The 17380-nt window shown below is 73.1% G+C and carries 19 protein-coding genes; 6 read left to right on the forward strand and 13 right to left on the reverse strand.

Translation table 11 applies throughout. The features are described from left to right. Position 1: 1 nt before the first annotated feature. Entirely contained in the window at positions 2–337 is a 336-nt protein-coding gene (locus tag FHX73_RS01475) for a phenolic acid decarboxylase (protein WP_145902868.1), read from the forward strand. A gap of 48 nt (positions 338–385) precedes the next feature. Here the strand turns inward: FHX73_RS01475 and FHX73_RS01480 are convergent, their stop codons facing one another. After that, positions 386–1009: a TetR family transcriptional regulator gene (locus FHX73_RS01480; protein ID WP_145902869.1), complete on the reverse strand. Its 624-nt coding sequence runs from the start codon at positions 1007–1009 to the stop codon at positions 386–388. Between the two features lie 89 nt (positions 1010–1098). On the opposite strand from FHX73_RS01480, the gene FHX73_RS01485 reads away from it, so the two are divergent. Further along, entirely contained in the window at positions 1099–1863 is a 765-nt protein-coding gene (locus FHX73_RS01485) for an SDR family NAD(P)-dependent oxidoreductase (protein ID WP_145902870.1), read from the forward strand. 16 nt (positions 1864–1879) lie between these two features. On the opposite strand, the gene FHX73_RS01490 is transcribed toward FHX73_RS01485, so the two are convergent. The 6 genes from FHX73_RS01490 to FHX73_RS01515 form a co-directional block, all read right to left on the reverse strand. Next, entirely contained in the window at positions 1880–3529 is a 1650-nt protein-coding gene (locus FHX73_RS01490; RefSeq protein WP_145902871.1) for a bifunctional aspartate transaminase/aspartate 4-decarboxylase, read from the reverse strand. An 18-nt stretch (positions 3530–3547) separates the two neighbouring features. Then, the gene (locus FHX73_RS01495) at positions 3548–5245 is read right to left on the reverse strand and encodes an aspartate:alanine exchanger family transporter (protein ID WP_145902872.1); all 1698 of its coding nucleotides are present in this window, start codon (positions 5243–5245) and stop codon (positions 3548–3550) included. A gap of 11 nt (positions 5246–5256) precedes the next feature. Further along, positions 5257–6930: an aspartate-alanine antiporter gene (gene aspT, locus FHX73_RS01500; protein ID WP_145902873.1), complete on the reverse strand. Its 1674-nt coding sequence runs from the start codon at positions 6928–6930 to the stop codon at positions 5257–5259. Positions 6931–7013: 83 nt separating this feature from the next. Next, positions 7014–7916 carry a phosphotriesterase family protein gene (locus tag FHX73_RS01505; protein ID WP_145902874.1) on the reverse strand — a complete coding sequence of 301 codons (903 nt, stop codon included), beginning with the start codon at positions 7914–7916 and terminating at the stop codon, positions 7014–7016. After that, a complete protein-coding gene (locus FHX73_RS01510) occupies positions 7913–8338 on the reverse strand; it encodes a carboxymuconolactone decarboxylase family protein (RefSeq protein WP_145902875.1) in 426 nt (141 codons plus the stop codon). The genes FHX73_RS01505 and FHX73_RS01510 overlap by 4 nt, the downstream gene beginning before the upstream one ends. A 51-nt stretch (positions 8339–8389) precedes the next feature. Further along, positions 8390–8965, reverse strand: coding sequence for a TetR/AcrR family transcriptional regulator (locus FHX73_RS01515; RefSeq protein WP_246213293.1), 576 nt, complete (start codon positions 8963–8965; stop codon positions 8390–8392). Positions 8966–9229: 264 nt separating this feature from the next. Between FHX73_RS01515 and FHX73_RS01520 the strand changes: the two genes are divergently transcribed. Continuing rightward, entirely contained in the window at positions 9230–9574 is a 345-nt protein-coding gene (locus FHX73_RS01520) for a tetratricopeptide repeat protein (RefSeq protein ID WP_145902877.1), read from the forward strand. A 95-nt stretch (positions 9575–9669) separates the two neighbouring features. Here the strand turns inward: FHX73_RS01520 and FHX73_RS01525 are convergent, their stop codons facing one another. Beyond that, positions 9670–10275 (reverse strand): LysE family transporter, encoded by a 606-nt coding sequence (locus FHX73_RS01525; RefSeq protein ID WP_145902878.1) that lies wholly within the window; start codon positions 10273–10275, stop codon positions 9670–9672. A 270-nt stretch (positions 10276–10545) separates the two neighbouring features. Here FHX73_RS01525 and FHX73_RS01530 point away from each other — a divergent pair, with 270 nt between their 5' ends. The 3 genes from FHX73_RS01530 (at position 10546) to FHX73_RS45945 (ending at position 12797) form a co-directional block, all read left to right on the forward strand. Next, positions 10546–11403 (forward strand): NAD-dependent epimerase/dehydratase family protein, encoded by an 858-nt coding sequence (locus FHX73_RS01530; RefSeq protein ID WP_145902879.1) that lies wholly within the window; start codon positions 10546–10548, stop codon positions 11401–11403. Positions 11404–11530: 127 nt separating this feature from the next. Then, on the forward strand, positions 11531–12292 hold the full coding sequence (locus FHX73_RS45940; protein WP_246213294.1) for an alpha/beta hydrolase family protein: 762 nt from the start codon (positions 11531–11533) through the stop codon (positions 12290–12292). Between the two features lie 64 nt (positions 12293–12356). Further along, a complete protein-coding gene (locus tag FHX73_RS45945; RefSeq protein WP_246213295.1) occupies positions 12357–12797 on the forward strand; it encodes a hypothetical protein in 441 nt (146 codons plus the stop codon). Between the two features lie 7 nt (positions 12798–12804). Here FHX73_RS45945 and FHX73_RS01540 read toward each other — a convergent pair whose 3' ends face one another. The 5 genes from FHX73_RS01540 to FHX73_RS01560 form a co-directional block, all read right to left on the reverse strand. Beyond that, the gene (locus FHX73_RS01540) at positions 12805–13182 is read right to left on the reverse strand and encodes a nuclear transport factor 2 family protein (RefSeq protein ID WP_145902880.1); all 378 of its coding nucleotides are present in this window, start codon (positions 13180–13182) and stop codon (positions 12805–12807) included. Positions 13183–13263: 81 nt separating this feature from the next. Beyond that, positions 13264–13992 carry a DUF2071 domain-containing protein gene (locus FHX73_RS01545; protein WP_246213296.1) on the reverse strand — a complete coding sequence of 243 codons (729 nt, stop codon included), beginning with the start codon at positions 13990–13992 and terminating at the stop codon, positions 13264–13266. Between the two features lie 41 nt (positions 13993–14033). Next, a complete protein-coding gene (locus FHX73_RS01550) occupies positions 14034–14366 on the reverse strand; it encodes a metalloregulator ArsR/SmtB family transcription factor (protein ID WP_145902881.1) in 333 nt (110 codons plus the stop codon). Positions 14367–14431: 65 nt separating this feature from the next. Next, entirely contained in the window at positions 14432–16813 is a 2382-nt protein-coding gene (locus tag FHX73_RS01555; protein WP_145902882.1) for an ATP-binding cassette domain-containing protein, read from the reverse strand. A gap of 94 nt (positions 16814–16907) precedes the next feature. Continuing rightward, positions 16908–17357 (reverse strand): ATP-binding protein, encoded by a 450-nt coding sequence (locus tag FHX73_RS01560; protein WP_145902883.1) that lies wholly within the window; start codon positions 17355–17357, stop codon positions 16908–16910. Positions 17358–17380 lie beyond the last annotated feature (23 nt).

A 17380-nucleotide genomic window follows, 5' to 3' on the forward strand; every position in this document is an offset into this window, starting at 1 on the left:
CATGACCGAGACCGCCGCCCTGCCCGGCTTCGCCGGCCGGACCTACCTCTTCCAGGTCGACAACGGTGCCGCGTTCCGCAACGCCTACTCGGCGGACGGCCGGCGGCTGCGCTGGGAGGGCCTGGGCGAGTCGGCCGGCCAGTGGGAGGACGTGGCGCTGCACGTGGCCCAGGTCGGCCCGCAGGTGTACTTCGTCAGCTGGACGGAGCAGAGCGGAATCACCGTCAGCCATGTGATGGACCTGGCCGCGTTGACGGTCCGGGTGTTCTGGACCTACGAGGGCGAGGGCGGCCGGGTCGGCGAGCTGCACACCGGCACGCTGGAGCAGCTGGCCTGACCTTCCCTCACCCGGGGCCCCGCAGCGCTGCGCTGCGGGGCCCTCGCGTTACCCGGCCCGGCTCCACAGCTCCAGACCCGCCGTCAGTTCGCGCAGGCAGCGGGCGGCCAGCGCGCCGGGCGAGTCGGGGCCGGTGGTGGCGGCCCCGCTGCCGGCGGCCCAGCTCTCCAGGGCGATCCGGATCGCGGCGGTGGCGGCCGCGGCGGCCAGCCGCAGTTCCAGCGGGTCGGCGGCGGGGCCGAGCCGGGCGGCCAGCACCGGGACCAGCTCGTCCTCGGAGTCCTGGTGCACGGTGCGCCAGACCGGCCGCAGCCCGGGGTCGGTGAGCAGCGCCCGGGTCCAGCGCAGGCCCTCGGCGGCCCGGTCGTCGACCGGGGTGAGTGCGGTGACGGCGGCCCGGGTGAGCGCCTCGGGCACCGGGACGGCCGGGTCCTCGGCCTCGATCAGCGCGAGCCAGCGGCGGCCGCCGGCGGCCAGCAGCGGGGCGACGGCCTCCTCCTTGGTGCGGAAGTACCGGTAGAAGGTGCGCAGTGCCACGCCGGCGGCCCGGGCGATGTCCTCGGCGGTGGTGGCCTCGGCGCCGCGCTCGGCGAACAGCTCGGCCGCGGCGGTGGCGATCTCCAGCTGGGTCGCGGCCCGGCGGCGGTCGGTCAGGGAGGGGCGGTCGGTCATGGGTCAACGCTACGCCGCTTTGGGCCTGAGTGGCACAACGTGCCACACTGGCATGGCACGCCATACGGCTCACCGAACGGAGCAACACCATGCAGCGCTTCACCGACCGACGCGTCCTGATCACCGGCGGCGGCTCCGGCATCGGCCAGGCCACCGTGCACCGGCTGCTGGCCGAGGGCGGCCGGGTGGTCGCGGTGGACGTCAACCAGGCCGGCCTGGCCGCCACCGCCGAGCGGGCCGCCGCCGACGGCACCGCGGAGCGCCTCACCGCCGCCGTGCTCGACATCTCCGACGAGGCCTCGGTGGTGGCCGGCGTCGCCGCCGCCGTCGAGGCCCTGGGCGGCCTGGACGTGCTGGTCAACGCGGCCGGCATCCTGCGCTCCTCGCACACCCACGAGACCACGCTGGACTTCTGGAACACCCTGCTCAAGGTGAACCTGACCGGCACCTTCCTGATGACCCGGGAGGCGCTGCCCGCGCTGCTGGAGCGGCCGGGCTCCGTGGTGGTCAACTTCAGCTCCACCTCGGCGAGCTTCGCCCACCCGTACATGGCCGCCTACGCGGCCACCAAGGGCGGCATCCAGTCCTTCACCCACGCGATCGCCCAGGAGTACAGCAAGCAGGGCCTGCGCGCGGTCTGCGTCGCCCCCGGCAGCATCGCCAGCGGCATGACCAGCAACCCGGGCCTGCCCGCCGACGCCGACTTCTCGCTGCTGGGCAAGCTCGCCCCGGCGCTCGGCCAGGGCTTCGCCGGCCCGGAGACGGTGGCCGGCGTGATCGCCATGCTGGCCAGCGACGACGGCGCCTTCGTCACCGGCACCGAGCTGCGGATCGACGGCGGCACCCACATGTGAGGCCGCCCGGCCCCGACTACCGCCGCGAGAGCTCCCACTCGCGGCGGTAGTCGGCGAAGATCTCCCGCAGGTGGTGGCCGATCTTCAGGTAGTCCAGCGAGTCCAGGTTGGCCAGCGACACCCGGACCGACCACTGCGGCCCGTCGAAGCCGCCGCCGTTGAGCAGCACCACGCCGGTCTGCTCGGCCAGCCGGAACAGCGGCTCGGTGGGCTCGTAGGTCTTCTCCAGGAACTCGGCGAACTCCCTGCCCGAGGTCCGCTCGGCCTCGGCCAGCAGGTCGAGCTCGATGTAGTAGCCGGCCCGCTGCGGGTCGTCGGCGATCTTCATCCCGGAGCCCTCCAGCAGCAGCCCGAGCCGCTCCTGGACGATCGACCGGATCAGCGCCTTGTAGGCCTGGCCGGCCGGCAGCAGCGCGAAGAGCGAGAACAGGGTCAGCTGCACCTGCTGCGGCAGGCTCAGCCCGGCGGTGTGGTTGAGCGCCACCTGGCGGGAGTCGGCGACCAGCCGGTCGATGAACTTGATCCCGGCCGGCTCCAGCGAGAGCGTGCCGTAGCGCTTGGCCAGCCGCCGCTGCTCCACCTCGGGCAGCGCGGCCAGCCGGTCGTCCAGCACGTTGTCGGCGTTCAGCCCGATCAGGCCGAGCCGGTGGCCGGTGGCGCCGTAGTGCTTGGAGTACGAGTACACCAGCAGGGTGTTGCGGGGCAGTTCGGCGGCGATGGTGCGGAAGCCCTCGACGAAGGTGCCGTAGACGTCGTCGGTGACGATCAGCAGGTTGGGGTTACTCGTCGCCACGATCCCCTTGATCTGCTCGACCACCCGGTCGGCGAGCGCCAGCGAGGGCGGGTTGGACGGGTTCACCAGGCAGACCAGCTTGACCGTGGGGTCGGCCAGCTTGGCCACCTGCTCCTCGGGGTAGCGCCACTGCCGCACCCCGGTCTCGGCGAACAGGTCCGCCTCGACGGTGACCACGTCGAACTCGTAGTCCTCCAGCTCCGGGATCTCGATGTACGGGGTGAAGACCGGCACCATCAGGGCGATCCGGTCGCCCTTGTGCAGCAGCCCGTTCTTCATCAGCGTGTCGAAGACGTAGCACATCGCCGCCGTGCCGCCCTCGGTGGCGAACAGGTCCAGGGTGCCGGCCGGCGGGCGCCCCGCCATCAGCTCCTCCTCCAGGTAGCCCCGGGCCACCTGCTCGACGTGCGGCAGGATCCGCCCCGGCACCGGGTAGTTGTCGCCCACCACCGCGTCGGCCAGCTCGTGCAGCCAGGCCTCCCGGTCGAAGCCGAACCGGTCGGCGGCCAGCTCCACGCACTCCTTCAGCAGCTCGATGCCCGGCAGCGCCGGGTGGCTGCGCACGAAGGCGTCGAAGCGCGCGGCGATGCCCTGCTGCTCCGGCATCCCGCCGAGGTTGTCCGCCGTCCACACCCGGCGGCTCTCGGACAGGCCGAAGTACCCCAGCGCGTAGAAGGCCTCGCGCGGGCCGGTGGCGATCCAGTTCGGGTTGCCGCGGCCGGCGTTGAGCATGTGCGAGGTGGACTTGCCCTGCTGGCCCGGCCGGTCCGCCTGGTGGTGCTCGGCGAGCCGGATGAACTCGCCCTTCAGCTCGAACGGGCTCAACCGGGCCAGCCGGTGGATGTCTTCGCGACTGATCGTGGGCCTGGTCATGGGGTGCGCTCCGAGAGGTCAGCCGAGGAGCGCGACGATGATCGCGCCCCAGATGGTCAGCAGGACGTTGCCCGCCGCGTACGGGATGGTGTAGCCGAGGGTCGGGATCTGGCTGCGGGAGGCCTCGTTGATCGCGCCGATCGCGGCCGTGGTGGTCTGGGCCCCGGCCACCACGCCCATCAGGATCGGTGTGCGGATCCGGAACACGTAGCGGCCGACCAGGATGCCGACCAGCAGCGGCAGCACGGTGGCCACCGCACCCCACAGCAGCAGGCCCCAACCCGCCTGGGAGAGACCGCTGGTGAAGCCCGGCCCGGCGTTGATGCCGACGATCGTGACGAACGCGCAGAGCCCGAAGGTGTCCATGAACCACTGGGCGCCCGGCGGCACGTTGCCGTAGGTCGGGTACCTGCCGCGGATCCAGCCGAACACCAGGCCCATGATCAGCGCGCCGCCGGAGGTCGAGAGGCTGATCGGCACGCCGCCGGCGTGCAGCGCGGGGATGCCGATGCAGCCGCCCAGGAAGATGCCCAGGCCCACCCAGGTCATGTCGGTGGCGAAGCTGGTCGGCACCGGCTTGCCGATCGCCCGCCCGGCCGGGTCCACCAGCCGCTGCGGGCCGGTCAGCACCAGGGTGTCACCGCGCTCCAGCCTGGTGGAGAGCCGGTACGGGAACTGCGCGCCGGAGCGGTACACCTTGTCGACGTACACGCCCACCATGAAGGGCTCGCGGCGCAGTTCGGCGATGGTCCGGCCGAGTTGCGCCCGCTCCGAGACCACCACGTGCAGCGACTCGGTGCGGTAGCCGAGCAGCCCCGCGTCGTCGGCCTCCGGGCCGATCCGCCGGGCCGGGTCGAAGTCCACCAGGTCGTGCCGCAGGGCGCTGACCGCGAGGACGTCGCCGCGCTCGATCACCGTGGTCTGACTGTGCGCCAGGATCCGCCCCTCCCGGCGCACCGAGGTGATGTAGATCCGCCGACCGAGCTGCTGCTCGCGTGCCTCGAAGTCGTCGATGGTGCTCCCGACCAGGCCGTTGACGGCGGTGAAGGCGCGCAGCACCACCTCGTAGTAGCCCTCGCCGAGGTCCGGGTCGCTCTCCGGTGCGTCCAGCTCGGCGGCCAGCGCGCGGGAGTCCGCGGCCAGGTCGCTCTTCAGCCAGCGCGGCGCGAGGTTGGCCAGCAGGATCGCGCACAGGATGGTGCCGAGCGGGTAGGTGACGGCATATCCGATCGCCACCAGGTTCTGCTGGGCGGTGATCTGGTCGCCCGTCAGCCCGTGGATGTTGGCGATCGCGTCCTGCGCCACGCCGATCACCGCGGACTGGGTGAGCGCGCCGCCCAGCAGGCCGGCGCCCAGGCCCGGCCCGTAGCCGAGCAGTTTCGCGAAGCCGTAGCAGACGCCCAGGCCGGTGACGCAGACCGCGACCGCCACCCCGACCTGCGGCAGGCCGTCCTTCTTCAGGCCGCGGAAGAACTGCGGGCCGACCTTGTAGCCTAGGGCGAACAGGAACATGATGAAGAACACCGACTTGACGGTGCCGTTGATCTGCACGTCGGTGACCCACCCGGTGAACAGCCCCGCGACCAGGCAGCCGGTGACGGCACCCAGCCCGATCGCCTTGTAGTGCAGCTTGCCGGCGAAGAAGCCGATCGCGATGGTCAGGAAGATCAGCAGCTCGGGGTAGGGCTTGAAGACGTGGTCGGTGAACCAGTTCACGGGTGCGCCTCTCAGGAGCCGAGCACGCCGACCAGGATCGGCCCGGTCAGCGGCAGCAGGAAGTTGGAGAGGGTGTAGGTGATGGTGTAGCCGAGCATCGGCACGCTGCTCTGCGCCACGTTGGTGATCGAGGTGATCGCCGGGGTACTGCACTGCTGGCCGGCGATCGCGCCGATCAGCACCGGCGGGTCGATCTTCAGCAGCTTGCGGCCGACGAACAGTGAGACGAACGCCGGCACCAGCACCATCAGGATCCCGGCGGACGGCAGCAGCACCGGGTACTTGCGCAGCAGCGCGCCCGCGTCCGGACCGGCGGCCAGGCCGGTGACGGCGATGAAGATCGACAGGCCGAGGTCCTTCATGGTCTGCGCGGCCACCGGCGGGTAGGCGCCGAAGGTCGGGTGCTGGGCCCGCAGCCAGCCGAAGAACAGGCCGGAGACCAGGCAGCCGCCGCCGGTGCCCAGGGCCAGCGCGGCGCCGCCCGCGTGCACCGTGATCATGCCGATCAGCACGCCGATGCAGATGCCGAGGCTGATGTAGATGTAGTCGGTGGCGTCCGACTTCACCGTGGCCCCGATCCAGGAGGCGAACTTCTCCACCCGGCTGCGCGCGCCGACGACGGTGATGGTGTCGCCCTGGTGCAGTTCGGTCTCGCCGAGCGCGGGCAGGTGGTGGTCCACCCGCTGGATGTCGGTCAGGTAGACCCCGCCGGTGTACTGCCCGTCCATCCCGCGCACCTGGTCGAGCGAGTTGCCCGCGACGGTCTTGTTGGTGACCACGACCTGACGCACCGCCAGCGGGCTGTCCAGCCCCGGCACCCCGGGGGTCTCCGGGCCGAGCTCGTGGCCGGCGTCCAGCACCGCGGCCCGCCGCCCGACCACCAGCACCTGGTCGCCGCGGCGCAGCCGGAGCCGGGGCTCGACGGTCAGCACCCGGCCCGCGCGCTGGACGCCCTCGATGGTGACCAGGTCGGCCCGGACCCCCTCGAACTCGCCGACCGTGCTGCCCTCGCCCTGCGAGACCAGGTAGGTGCGGCCGACCAGGGCGGGCAGCGCGGCCTCCTCGTCGGCGGCCAGCCCGGCGTCGGCGCCGCGCATCTTCTCCCACAGCGCCCGGGAGGCGTCGGCCAGGTTGATCCGCAGCAGCATCGGGAAGACCTGGCTGGTCAGCAGCACGATCGAGATCAGGCCGAAGAGGTAGCAGACCGAGTAGGCGGTGGCCACGTGGTTCTGCGCCTCGACGACCTGGTCGTGGGTCAGCCCGCTCAGCTTGCCGATCGCGTCCTGCGCGGTGCCGACCACGGCGGACTCGGTGGCGGCGCCGGCCAGGATCCCGGAGGCGGTGCCGACGTCCAGGTTGAAGCCCTTGGCGAAGCCGTAGGCCAGGCCGAGCACCAGCGCCACCTCGATCAGGCAGAGCACGCCGAACCGCAGGCCCTTGGCGTTCAGGTTGGCGACGAACTGCGGGCCGGCGATGTAGCCCAGCGAGAAGATGAACAGGGCGAAGGCGACGTTCTTGACGTCGCTGTTCACCGAGACGTGCTGGGTGCCGATCAGCATCGAGACGATCAGCGTGCCGCAGATCCCGCCCAGGGTGATCCGGCCGACCCGCAGCTTGCCGACCAGGTAGCCGAGGCCCAGGCAGGCGAAGAGCGCGAGGACCGGGTTCTCCTTCAGCAGGTTCACCGGGCGATTACATCGTGTTTATGACGTTCTGTCCGTTATGACACTCCGTCATGACACGCTGCACCCGCACCGAGCCGCTCCGCTCAGTGCCAGTCCACCCCGAAGGCGCGGGCCGGGTTGCGGCGCAGGATCAGCTCGACCGCCTCCTCGCCCAGCGCGGCGGCCAGGCGCGGGCGCAGGCCGGTGAGCAGGAACGGCATGCCGGGCCCGTCCGCCGCGGACCGGGCGGCCGCCGTCGTGGTGTCGCCGCCGAGCAGCAACTGGCCCGCGTGGCCGGCCTCGACCAGGTCGACCAGCGTGCCGAGCAGCCGCCAGTCGGTGGCCGCATTCGCCCGGGACGGGCCGTCGAAGGCCAGGAAGGCACCGCTGCGGGCGAGCTCACGGTGCATCGCCGGATCCGGGAAGCGGTTCAGGTGGCCCAGCAGCACCCGGTGCGGCGGCACCCCCAGGCGACCGCAGAGCAGCTCCAGCACCTGGTCGGCGGCACTGCCCAGCTCGTGGTGGATGCCGATCGGCGCGCCGGTCGCGTGGTGCGCGGCGGCGGCCGCCGCCATGGTGCGCCGGGCGTGCCCGTCCAGGCCGTGGAAGCCGCCGGCCACCTTGATCAGGCCGGCCCGCGGGCCGTCCGGGCCGATGCCCTCGGTCAGCTCGGCGGTGAACAGCTCGGCCCAGCGCTCCGGGTCGGGCAGCTCGTCGTAGTGCGCGGCCCGGTGTAGTCCGGTCGCCGCGACCAGGTGCACCCCCGCGGCGGCGGAGAGCGCGGGCAGCTCGGCGGCCCGGCGGTTCAGGCCGTGCGGCGTCCACTGCACCACCGCCCCGCCGCCGGCCGCGCGGAAGGCGGCCAGCTCGGCGGCGGCGGCCGGCACGTCGTCCAGCTCCTGGCCGGGCAGCAGGCGGCTGGCGAAGAAGAGGTGGTCGTGGGCGTCGCAGACGCCCAGCTCGGCCGGGTCCAGGTCGCCGAGCACGGTGCGGACGGCGGGGCTCATCGCCCCTCCTCCTGGGATTCGCCGTCCAGCGCCTCGAAGGTGGCGGCGGCCACCCGGAGTGCGGCCAGCGCCTTCGGCGTGCCGATGTACGGCGCCAGGTGGACGAAGACCTCCACCACCTGCTCGCGGCTCAGCCCGACCCGCAGGCTGCTGCGGATGTGCCCGCTGAGCTGCGGGTCGACCCCGCCCAGGGTGGCCAGCGTGGCCAGGTTGGCCAGCTGACGGTCCTTCGGCTCCAGGCCGGGCCGCTGGTAGGTGCCGCCGAACAGGCTGGTGACGATCCAGTCCGCGAAGCCCGGGGCGATCCGCTCCAGGCCGGGCAGGGCGGCCAGTTGAGTGGCGCGGTCCTGGTAGTCGTCCAGCGCGCGGTAACCGGCTTCGCGGTCCACGGTGGCCGGGGCGAGGCCCAGCCCGTTCGTCATCTCCACTGCTCCCCCTAGGTGTTTCGACTGCTCAACTGCTCGACTGCTCAACTACTCGGGCTGCTCGGCCAGCTGGCCGAGCAGCAGTGCCAGCGCCCCGCGCACGGCCTGGTGGAACGGCTCCGCGGAGTCGGCCGCCCGAGCGAGCACGTAGCCACCCTGGATCACGGCCACCAGGGCCTGGGCCAGCTCGGCGGCCGGCGCGCCCGGGCGGAACTCCCCGCTCGCCCGGCCCTCCTCGATCAGCCCGGCCAGCCGCGCGACCAGCCAGTCGAAGGTCTCCTCGACCGGGGCCCGCAGCTCGGGCTCGGCCACCACCTCGGGATCCTGCGCCATCCGCCCGATCCGGCAGCCTCGCAGCACCTCGCGCTCGCGGCCGAGGCAGGCCGCGATCCGCTCGTAGACGCTGCCGGGCCCGCCGAGCGTGCGCTCGTTCAGCGCCCGCATCTCCTCGGCGCTGCGGCGCAGCGCGGCGGCGGCCAGGTCGGGCTTGCCCTGGAAGTGGTGGTACATGCTGCCCTGGCCGACTCCGGCCCGCTGCTGGATCGCCTTGGGGCTGGTGCCGACGTAGCCGCGTTCCCAGAGGAGTTCCTGGGTGCTCTCGATGAGCCGGTCACTGGCGTTCATGCGAGCACTGTACATACCGGTAGGTACAGCGGTCCAGTCGGCGGGCCACGGAGCGGATCGAGGAGCGGATCACGGAGCGGATCACGGAGCGGATCTGCGGATTGCCAGCGGTAGCCATGTGCATGTCGGGGACGGTTCATGAGGATCACGGCCAGCCTCTGGACAGAACGGGCATGGGGCGCAATAGTGACCACGGAATAGTTGAATCTTCACGAGTTGTTGTCCGGGGCGGCACATCAGTACCACCGAAGGGAGTCCGTCACCGTGACCACCCGCACCCCGGCCGACCGGTACGACCAGGCCGCGGAGTACGCCCGGGCCCAGCTGCACTTCGACAGCAAGGCCTACGCGGACGCCGCCCGGATCCTCCAGCCGCTGGTCGCCGCCGAGCCCGGACAACTCGCCGCCCGCCTCCTGCTGGCCCGCAGCTACTACCACTCGGCCCAGCTGGAGCGCGCCGCCGCGGAGCTGCGCCAGGTCCTCGACCAGGACCCGGCGGAGAGCTACGCGCACCTGATGCTCGGCCGCACCCTGGAACGCCAGGGCCGCGCCGACGAGGCCCGCCCGCACCTGCGGCTGGCCGCGGCGATGAACGACGCGTTCGCCTGAGCGCGGACGCGCCCTCACGGACCGCCACCCGCCCGCACCCCCACGCGGGCGGGCGGCACCGATTTCCTGAGCAAGTGTCAAATCCCGGTCGAGCGTCAAATCCCGGTCAAGGTGCGCAGCGCGAGGAACCCGATCACCGCGCCGGAGAGCAACGCCGTGCCCAGCCGACCGCGCTCACCGGTCAGCGCGCGGCCGAGCAGCACCCCGCCGCCCGCCAGTAGCAACTGCCAGCCGGCCGAGGCCAGGAAGGCGGCCGGCACGAAGAGCGGGCCCGCCTGCTGCCGGGCCCGCCCGCCGAGCACCAGGGCGAGGAAGTACAGCACCGTGGCCGGGTTGAGCAGGGTCAGCCCGAGCAGCCCCGCGTAGGCGCGGGCCGGCGAGGCGGGCAGCGCCGGGCCGGCCGCCCCGGTGCGGGGGCGCAGCGCGCCCAGCACCGTGCGGGCCGCGATCCCGAGCAGCACCGCGGCGGCCAGGATCCGCAGCGGGGTGGCCAGCGGTGCCAGCGCCCGGGCCGCCGGTTGGCCGCCGAGCACCGCGACCGCCGCGTACGCCCCGTCGGCCGTCGCCACCCCCAAGGCCGCCGCAGCGCCCAGCCGCCAGCCGCCGCGCGCGGCGAGGCCGGCCAGCAGCACGCCGATCGGGCCCACCGGCACCGCGATGCCGAAGCCGGCCAGCAGGCCGGCGAGGAGCCCGGCGGTCATCCGCGTGGCGGTCGCAGGGGGCCTGGCCGACCCGCGACCCGCTGTCGGCCGCCGGTGGTGGTGGCGGTGACGTGGGCGCTCCACCCGGCCGGAGGCTGCGGGAGGGCTGTGGTGACGGCGAGTTCGGACATGCCGGGCAGTCTGGCCCGTCACCCGCACCCCGCGCACCGGGTTTTCGGCGCGCCCGCATACCGTGACGAGTGATCAACTCCTGCTCACCTGACGTCTCGTCCGGACAGTTGCTCGTCCGGACGGCTGGGAGGGACCACCATGCACGTCTTCCTCGCCGGGGGCACCGGTGCCGTCGGCCGCCTGCTGCTGCCGCTGCTGCTCGACGCGGGCCACCGGGTCACCGCCGCCTCCCGGACCGGGGCGGGCGCCGAGCGGCTGCGCGCCGCCGGCGCCACGCCGGTGCTGCTGGACGTGTTCGACCGGGCGGCCGTCGAGGCCGCCGTCCGCGCGGCCGCGCCCGAGGCGGTGCTGCACCAGCTGACCGCGCTCGCCGACTACGACCTGGCCGCCAACGCCCGGATCCGCCGCGAGGGCACCCGCAACCTGGTGGACGCGGCCAAGGCGGCCGGGGTGCGGCGGATCGTCGCGCAGTCGATCGCCTGGGCCTACCAGGGCGGGCCGGCGCCCGCCGACGAGACCGTGCCGCTCGACCCCGGCACCGCCGAGCCGCGCGCCACCACCGTCGGCTCGGTGGGCGCACTGGAGCAGGCCGTGGCCGAGCTCCCCGAGTCGGTGGTGCTGCGCTACGGCATGCTCTACGGCCCCGGCACCTGGTACTCCCCCGACGGTCTGATGGCCGAGCGGCTCGGGCGGGGCGAGTTGGCCACCGGCCCCGCCGTCACCTCCTTCCTGCACGTCGCGGACGCCGCGCGGGCCGCCCTGGCCGCGCTGGAGTGGCCGAGCGGCCCGGTCAACGTGGTGGACGACGAGCCGGCCGCCGCCACCGAGTGGGTCCCGGCGCTGGCCGCCGCGCTCGGACGGCCCGCGCCCACGGCCGTGCTGACCGAGCGTCAGCCCTGGGAGCGCGGCGCGGACAACGCGCGGGCCCGCAAGGAGTTCGGCTGGCAGCCGCTGCACGCCTCCTGGCGCACCGGGTTCGCCGCGCTCGGTTCCTGAGGGCGCGCCGGGGGTTCTCCCCACCCCGGGTACGCCCGGCAGCTCCATCGTTCGGGGAGCGCCGCGCTGGAAGTGTTGGGGGCACCGGGAGGCTCCCGGGAGCGCAACCGAACGAGGGAAGACTCCGATGACGAACCCGCAGTCGCGCCGCCGCACCACCCACCGGCTCGCCGCCACCGCCGCCCTGCTCTGCCTGTCCGCGGTGGCCGGCACCGCCACCGCGACGGCGGCCGACCTCGGCGCCGGCCGGGCCGGGCGCGGCACCGTGGTCTCGGTCACGCCGCTGGCCTCGCTGGACGCCCAGCAGGCCACCGCCTACGTCCAGGGCATCGGCTTCGCGACCCCGGCCGAACGCGGCGGGGTCGAGCTGGAGCGGGTGGTCTACCGGACCGTCACCCCCGAGGGCCGGCCGACCACCGCGAGCGGGCTGGTGGCGCTCCCCCGCGATCCGGGGCCGCGCCCCCTGGCCACCGTCGAGTACACGCACGGCACCATGGCCTACCGGGGCGAAGCCCCGTCGGTGGCCGACGGCCCGGACCGGGCGGCGGCGGTGATGTTCGCCGGGGACGGCTTCGCCGCGGTGGCACCGGACTACCTGGGCCTGGGCGTCGGGCCCGGCACACACCCCTACCTGGACGTGCGCTCGGAGACCACGGCCTCGGTCGACCTGCTGACCGCGGCCCGCACGGTGGAGGCCCGGCACGGGGTGCGCGCCGACGGCCGGGTCCTGGTGACCGGCTTCTCCGAGGGCGGGGCGGCCGCGATGGGCGTGGGGCGGGCACTGCAGGAGGGCCGGGTTCCCGGGTACCGGCTGACGGCGCTGGCTCCCGTATGGGGGCACCTCCCGGCCGAAGGCTGGGGGAGGGCCGTACGACCTGGCGGGCAGTGAGCTGCCGGCCGCCCTGGACGGTCAACTGCTGGGCTCGCACGCCGCGTTCTACGCCGCCGATCTGGTGGTCGCCTGGAACCGGCTGCACCCGCTCTACGCCTCGCCGGCCGAGGCCTTCCAGGCGCCCTACGACCGCACCGTCACCGCCCTGTTCGACGGGGAGCACACCGACGAGCAGGTGGCCGCCGCCCTCCCGGACAGCCTGCAGCAGCTCTTCACCCCGGCCTTCCTCCAGCAACTGACCCACCCGACCGGCGAGTTCGCCCGGATGTTCCGGTCGGCGGACAGCGTCTGCCAGTGGGCCCCGCAGGCCCCGGTCCGGCTCTACGACGCGGACGGCGACCAGGACGTGGCACCCGCCAACACCCGCAGCTGCCAGGCCGAGTTGGCAACCGAAGGGGTGAACGCGCCGGTGGTGGACGCGGGTGTCACCGACCACAACGGATCGGCACTCGCCTCCTACCCCGTGATCCGCAGCTGGTTCGACACCCTCGCCGCGCGCTGACCACGCGTCAGGAGGCGGTCGGCTCGATCTCCCCCGCGAAGACGATGACCTGGTCGATGAGGCTGCGCCGCAGATGCACGACGTCCGTTCCCGCCAGGCGGGGGCCGCCGTCCGGCGTGGTGAAGGCCCACTGGTACCGGGCCCACTCGTCAGGCATGTCCACCGCCGAGCAGCGCGCCATCATGCCGGGTCCCGCCGGGTGGTGCCGGATGTCCAGCACGAACCGCTCGACCGCCGCGATCCCTTCGCTGCGGCCCAACGGCCCCCAGAAGACCACGTCCGAGGTCAGGGCCCGGGAGAGCAGGGCAGCCACATAGCTGTCGTCCGAGGCGTTGAACGCGGAGATGAAGGTGTCGATCGCGGAGCGTGCCGTCTCTTCCTGCATGCTCCAGTAATACCAGCCGTTGCGCGTGCGCTCGTCCCGCGAGCCGCCTTCCGATCGGGGTTGACCGTCCCGGTCACGGCGCTAGGCGGCCTGACGGACCGCCACGGCGCTGCGCGGCGTCCAGTCGGCGGGCAGGTCGCGCATCAGGAAGACGCTGTCCAGGGTGGCACTGCCGAGCTCGAAGCGGTGCGGGTCGTCGAAGTAGGAGGACTCGGCCGAGTCGACCCGGCAGGGCGTCATCTCCCAGCTTTTGGTGCGCAGTTCGACCACGTCGAGGTGGCCGGAGCCGGGCCGGGCGGGCTCCGAGAGGCCGTGCGCGCCGGTGCGGAAGAAGGCGGCCGCCTCGGCCATGTCGGCGAACAGCCGGCTGTCGCGCAGCTCGTCCGCCACGGTGGCGGTGACCGAGGTGCGGACCTCGCCGTCCCGACTGGCGTAGGAGAGGCTGAACCGCTGCGCCGTCTCCTCGATGCGGAAGCGGGCCAGGCCGTGCGGCCCCGGGAAGAGCCGGCCGCCGGCCAGCGCGGCGAGCCGGGAGCCGGTGTCCCGGCGCGGGATGTAGACGCCGGTCCGGACGCCGTCCGGCCCGTCCCACTCGACGGCGATCCGGTGCGCCGCGCCCTCGACCCGCAGGCCGGCGCCGCGCGGCGCCCAGCTCGGGCGCACCCCGCCGAGCCGGATCAGGCAGACCCCGCCGAGCGCCCAGCCGCTCTGCGTGAGCTTCGGGCGCAGCGGCGTCGGCAGCACCCGTGCGGCGGCGGTCGGATCGACCCGGTAGTTGACCAGCAGCCGGCGTTCCACCGTACTGGCCATGGTGCCCATCGTGCTTTGAAGCATGGTGCCCTGAAGCATCGTCAGTCCCCCTCGGACTCCTCGACCGGGCGCCACCTGGTGTGGCGCAACACGATCTGCTCCGGGCAGACGGCGCTGAGGAACCGGCCGACGCAGACCGCCAGCCGGTCCTCCACGAGTCCGTAGAGGATCCGGTTGGCGTCGCGCCGCTCGGTCACCAGCCCGGCCTCCTTGAGCACCTTGAGGTGCCGGGAGACCGAGGGCCCGCTGATGGTGAACCGGGCCGCGATCTGCCCGGCCGCCAACTCCCCCTCCCTGAGGTCCTCAAGGATCTGCCGCCGGGTCGGGTCGGCGAGCGCGCGGAAGACGCTCGCCTCGTCGTCTGCCTGAGCCATGCTTAGGAATTTAGCACTGGAGCTAAGAACCTAAAAGGGGGTCAGCGAGGGCCGGCGGCAGAGCTTCAGGCGCCCACGTACTCGGCCAGGTGCTCCCCCGTCAGGGTGGACCGGGCGGCGACCAGCTCGGTCGGCGTCCCCTCGAAGACCACCCGCCCGCCGTCGTGGCCCGCCCCGGGCCCGAGGTCGATGATCCAGTCGGCGTGCGCCATCACCGCCTGGTGGTGCTCGATCACGATCACCGACTTGCCGGAGTCCACCAACCGGTCGAGCAGGCCCAGCAGTTGCTCGACGTCCGCGAGGTGCAGGCCGGTGGTCGGCTCGTCCAGGATGTAGACGCCGCCATGCTCCGCCAACTGCGCCGCCAGCTTGAGCCGCTGGCGCTCGCCACCGGAGAGCGTGGTGAGCGGCTGGCCGATCCGCAGGTAGCCGAGGCCGACGTCGACCAGCCGCCGCAGGATCTTGTGCGCGGCCGGTGTGCGGGCCTCCCCGTCGCCGAAGAACTCCTCCGCCTCGGCCACCGACATGGCCAGCACCTCGCTGATGTCCCGGCCGCCCAGGTGGTGCACCAGCACGTCCGCCCGGAACCGCTTGCCCTCGCACTCCACGCAGACCGTCGCCACCCCGGCCATCATCGCCAGGTCGGTGTAGATCACCCCGGCACCGTTGCAGGCCGGGCAGGCGCCCTCGGAGTTGGCGCTGAACAGCGCCGGCTTCACGCCGTTGGCCTTGGCGAAGGCCTTGCGGATCGGGTCCAGCAGCCCCGAGTAGGTGGCCGGGTTGCTGCGCCGGGAACCGCGGATCGGGCTCTGGTCGATCGACACCACCGGGCCGCCCGCCGTCTCGGTCCCGTCCGGCAGCGAGCCGTGCAGCAGCGAGCTCTTGCCCGACCCCGCCACACCGGTGACCGCGACCAGCACCCCGAGCGGCACGTCCACGTCGACCTCGCGCAGGTTGTGCGCGCTGGCGCCGCGGATCTCCAGCGCGCCGGAGGGCTCGCGCACCTGCGGCTTGAGCTTCGCCCGGTCGTCCAGGTGACGGCCCGTCACCGTGCCGCTGCCGCGCAGCCCTTCGACGCTGCCCTCGAAGCAGACCGTGCCGCCGTCCGCCCCGGCGCCCGGGCCGAGGTCCACCACGTGGTCGGCGATCGCGATCGCCTCCGGCTTGTGCTCCACCACCAGCACGGTGTTGCCCTTGTCCCGCAGCCGGAGCAGCAGCTCGTTCATCCGCTGGATGTCGTGCGGGTGCAGGCCGGTGGTCGGCTCGTCGAAGACGTAGGTGGTGTCGGTGAGCGCGGAGCCGAGGTGGCGGACCATCTTCACCCGCTGCGCCTCGCCGCCGGAGAGGGTACCGGCCGGGCGGTCGAGCGAGAGGTAGCCGAGGCCGATCTCCACGAAGGAGTCCAGGGTCTGGCGCAGCGCGTCGAGCAGCGGGGCCACCGAGGGGTCGTCGAGCCCGCCGACCCAGGCGGCCAGGTCGCTGATCTGCATCGCGCAGGCGTCGGCGATGTTCACCTGCCCGATCCGGGACGACCGGGCCGGCGCGTTCAGCCGGGTGCCCGCACAGTCCGGGCAGGTGGCGAAGGTGACCGCGCGGTCCACGAAGGCCCGGATGTGCGGCTGCAGCGCGTCCCGGTCCTTGGCCAGCATGGACTTCTGCAGCTTGGGGATCAGGCCCTCGTAGGTGAGGTTGATCCCGTTCACCTTGATCTTGGTCGGCTCCTTGTGCAGCAGGTCGTGCAGTTCCTTCTTGGTGAACTTGCGGATCGGCTTGTCCGGATCGAAGAAGCCGCAGCCGCTGAAGATCCGGCCGTACCAGCCGTCGATGCTGTAGCCGGGCACGGTGATCGCACCCTCGTTGATCGACTTGGTGTCGTCGTACAGCTCGGCGAGGTCGATGTCCGAGACGCTGCCCCGCCCCTCGCAGCGCGGACACATGCCGCCGAGCACGCTGAACTCCCGGCGCTCCTTCACCTGTTGCCCGCCGCGCTCGATGGTGACCGCACCGGCCCCGCTCACCGAGGCCACGTTGAACGAGAACGCGTTCGGCGAGCCGATGTGCGGCTCGCCGAGACGGCTGAACAGGATCCGCAGCATCGCGTTCGCGTCGGTCGCCGTGCCGACGGTCGAGCGCGGGTCGGCCCCCATCCGCTGCTGGTCCACGATGATCGCCGTGGTCAGGCCTTCGAGCACGTCCACGTCGGGCCGGGCCAGGCTCGGCATGAACCCCTGCACGAAGGCGCTGTACGTCTCGTTGATCAGCCGCTGCGACTCGGCGGCGACGGTACCGAAGACCAGCGAACTCTTCCCCGACCCGGACACCCCGGTGAACACGGTCAGCCGCCGCTTGGGCAACTCGACGCTGACGTCCTTCAGGTTGTTCACCCGCGCCCCGGTCACCCGGATCAGGTCGTGGCTGTCGGCGGTGTGCGCCTTGTCCTTGCTCATCGTGCTCTCTCCCGTGTCCCGACCCTGACCGTCGCCCGCAGCCTAATCCGGGATCGCGGTCATTCGAACGCGGCGCGAGGACGCCCGCGCGCGCTCACCCCACACCCCGGTGCGCCGGGCCGACGGTCGCCCAGACCCGCTTGCCGATGCCGTCGCGCCGACCGAAGCCCCAGGCGAGCGCGAGTTGCTCCACCAGCCACAGGCCTCGGCCGCTCTCGTCCTGCGGATCCGCCGAACGCACCGTCGGCGCGGCGGCGTTGGCGTCGTGCACCTCGATGAGCAGCCGTTCCGCGCGGCGTTCGAGGCGGAGCAGGATCAGTTCGCCGAACTGGCCCCCGTCCGGCCGCCCGTGCTGCACGGCGTTGGCCACCAGCTCGCTGACCACCAGCTCGGCTGCGACGGCGCACGGTCCGCCCTCCGGCGCGCCGCCGGCGAGGAAGTCGCGCAGCAGCGCTCGCGCCTCCCCTGCCGACCTGTTGTGACGCGGCAGCCACCGCGCGAACTCATCCTCGACCGCCTGCGGACTCTCCAGCGTTTCGGACATCGCAACGCCCCTTCCTGGCATCG

Source organism: Kitasatospora viridis, assembly GCF_007829815.1.
GTDB lineage: Bacteria > Actinomycetota > Actinomycetes > Streptomycetales > Streptomycetaceae > Kitasatospora > Kitasatospora viridis.

Coding starts and splice junctions, on each gene's coding strand:
- FHX73_RS01475 (WP_145902868.1), top strand. CDS start 2: ATGACCGAGACCGCCGCCCTGCCCGGCTTCGCCGGCCGGACCTACCTC.
- FHX73_RS01480 (WP_145902869.1), bottom strand. CDS start 1,009: ATGACCGACCGCCCCTCCCTGACCGACCGCCGCCGGGCCGCGACCCAG.
- FHX73_RS01485 (WP_145902870.1), top strand. CDS start 1,099: ATGCAGCGCTTCACCGACCGACGCGTCCTGATCACCGGCGGCGGCTCC.
- FHX73_RS01490 (WP_145902871.1), bottom strand. CDS start 3,529: ATGACCAGGCCCACGATCAGTCGCGAAGACATCCACCGGCTGGCCCGG.
- FHX73_RS01505 (WP_145902874.1), bottom strand. CDS start 7,916: ATGAGCCCCGCCGTCCGCACCGTGCTCGGCGACCTGGACCCGGCCGAG.
- FHX73_RS01510 (WP_145902875.1), bottom strand. CDS start 8,338: ATGACGAACGGGCTGGGCCTCGCCCCGGCCACCGTGGACCGCGAAGCC.
- FHX73_RS01515 (WP_246213293.1), bottom strand. CDS start 8,965: ATGAACGCCAGTGACCGGCTCATCGAGAGCACCCAGGAACTCCTCTGG.
- FHX73_RS01525 (WP_145902878.1), bottom strand. CDS start 10,275: ATGACCGCCGGGCTCCTCGCCGGCCTGCTGGCCGGCTTCGGCATCGCG.
- FHX73_RS01530 (WP_145902879.1), top strand. CDS start 10,546: ATGCACGTCTTCCTCGCCGGGGGCACCGGTGCCGTCGGCCGCCTGCTG.
- FHX73_RS45940 (WP_246213294.1), top strand. CDS start 11,531: ATGACGAACCCGCAGTCGCGCCGCCGCACCACCCACCGGCTCGCCGCC.
- FHX73_RS01540 (WP_145902880.1), bottom strand. CDS start 13,182: ATGCAGGAAGAGACGGCACGCTCCGCGATCGACACCTTCATCTCCGCG.
- FHX73_RS01545 (WP_246213296.1), bottom strand. CDS start 13,992: ATGGCCAGTACGGTGGAACGCCGGCTGCTGGTCAACTACCGGGTCGAT.
- FHX73_RS01550 (WP_145902881.1), bottom strand. CDS start 14,366: ATGGCTCAGGCAGACGACGAGGCGAGCGTCTTCCGCGCGCTCGCCGAC.
- FHX73_RS01555 (WP_145902882.1), bottom strand. CDS start 16,813: ATGAGCAAGGACAAGGCGCACACCGCCGACAGCCACGACCTGATCCGG.
- FHX73_RS01560 (WP_145902883.1), bottom strand. CDS start 17,357: ATGTCCGAAACGCTGGAGAGTCCGCAGGCGGTCGAGGATGAGTTCGCG.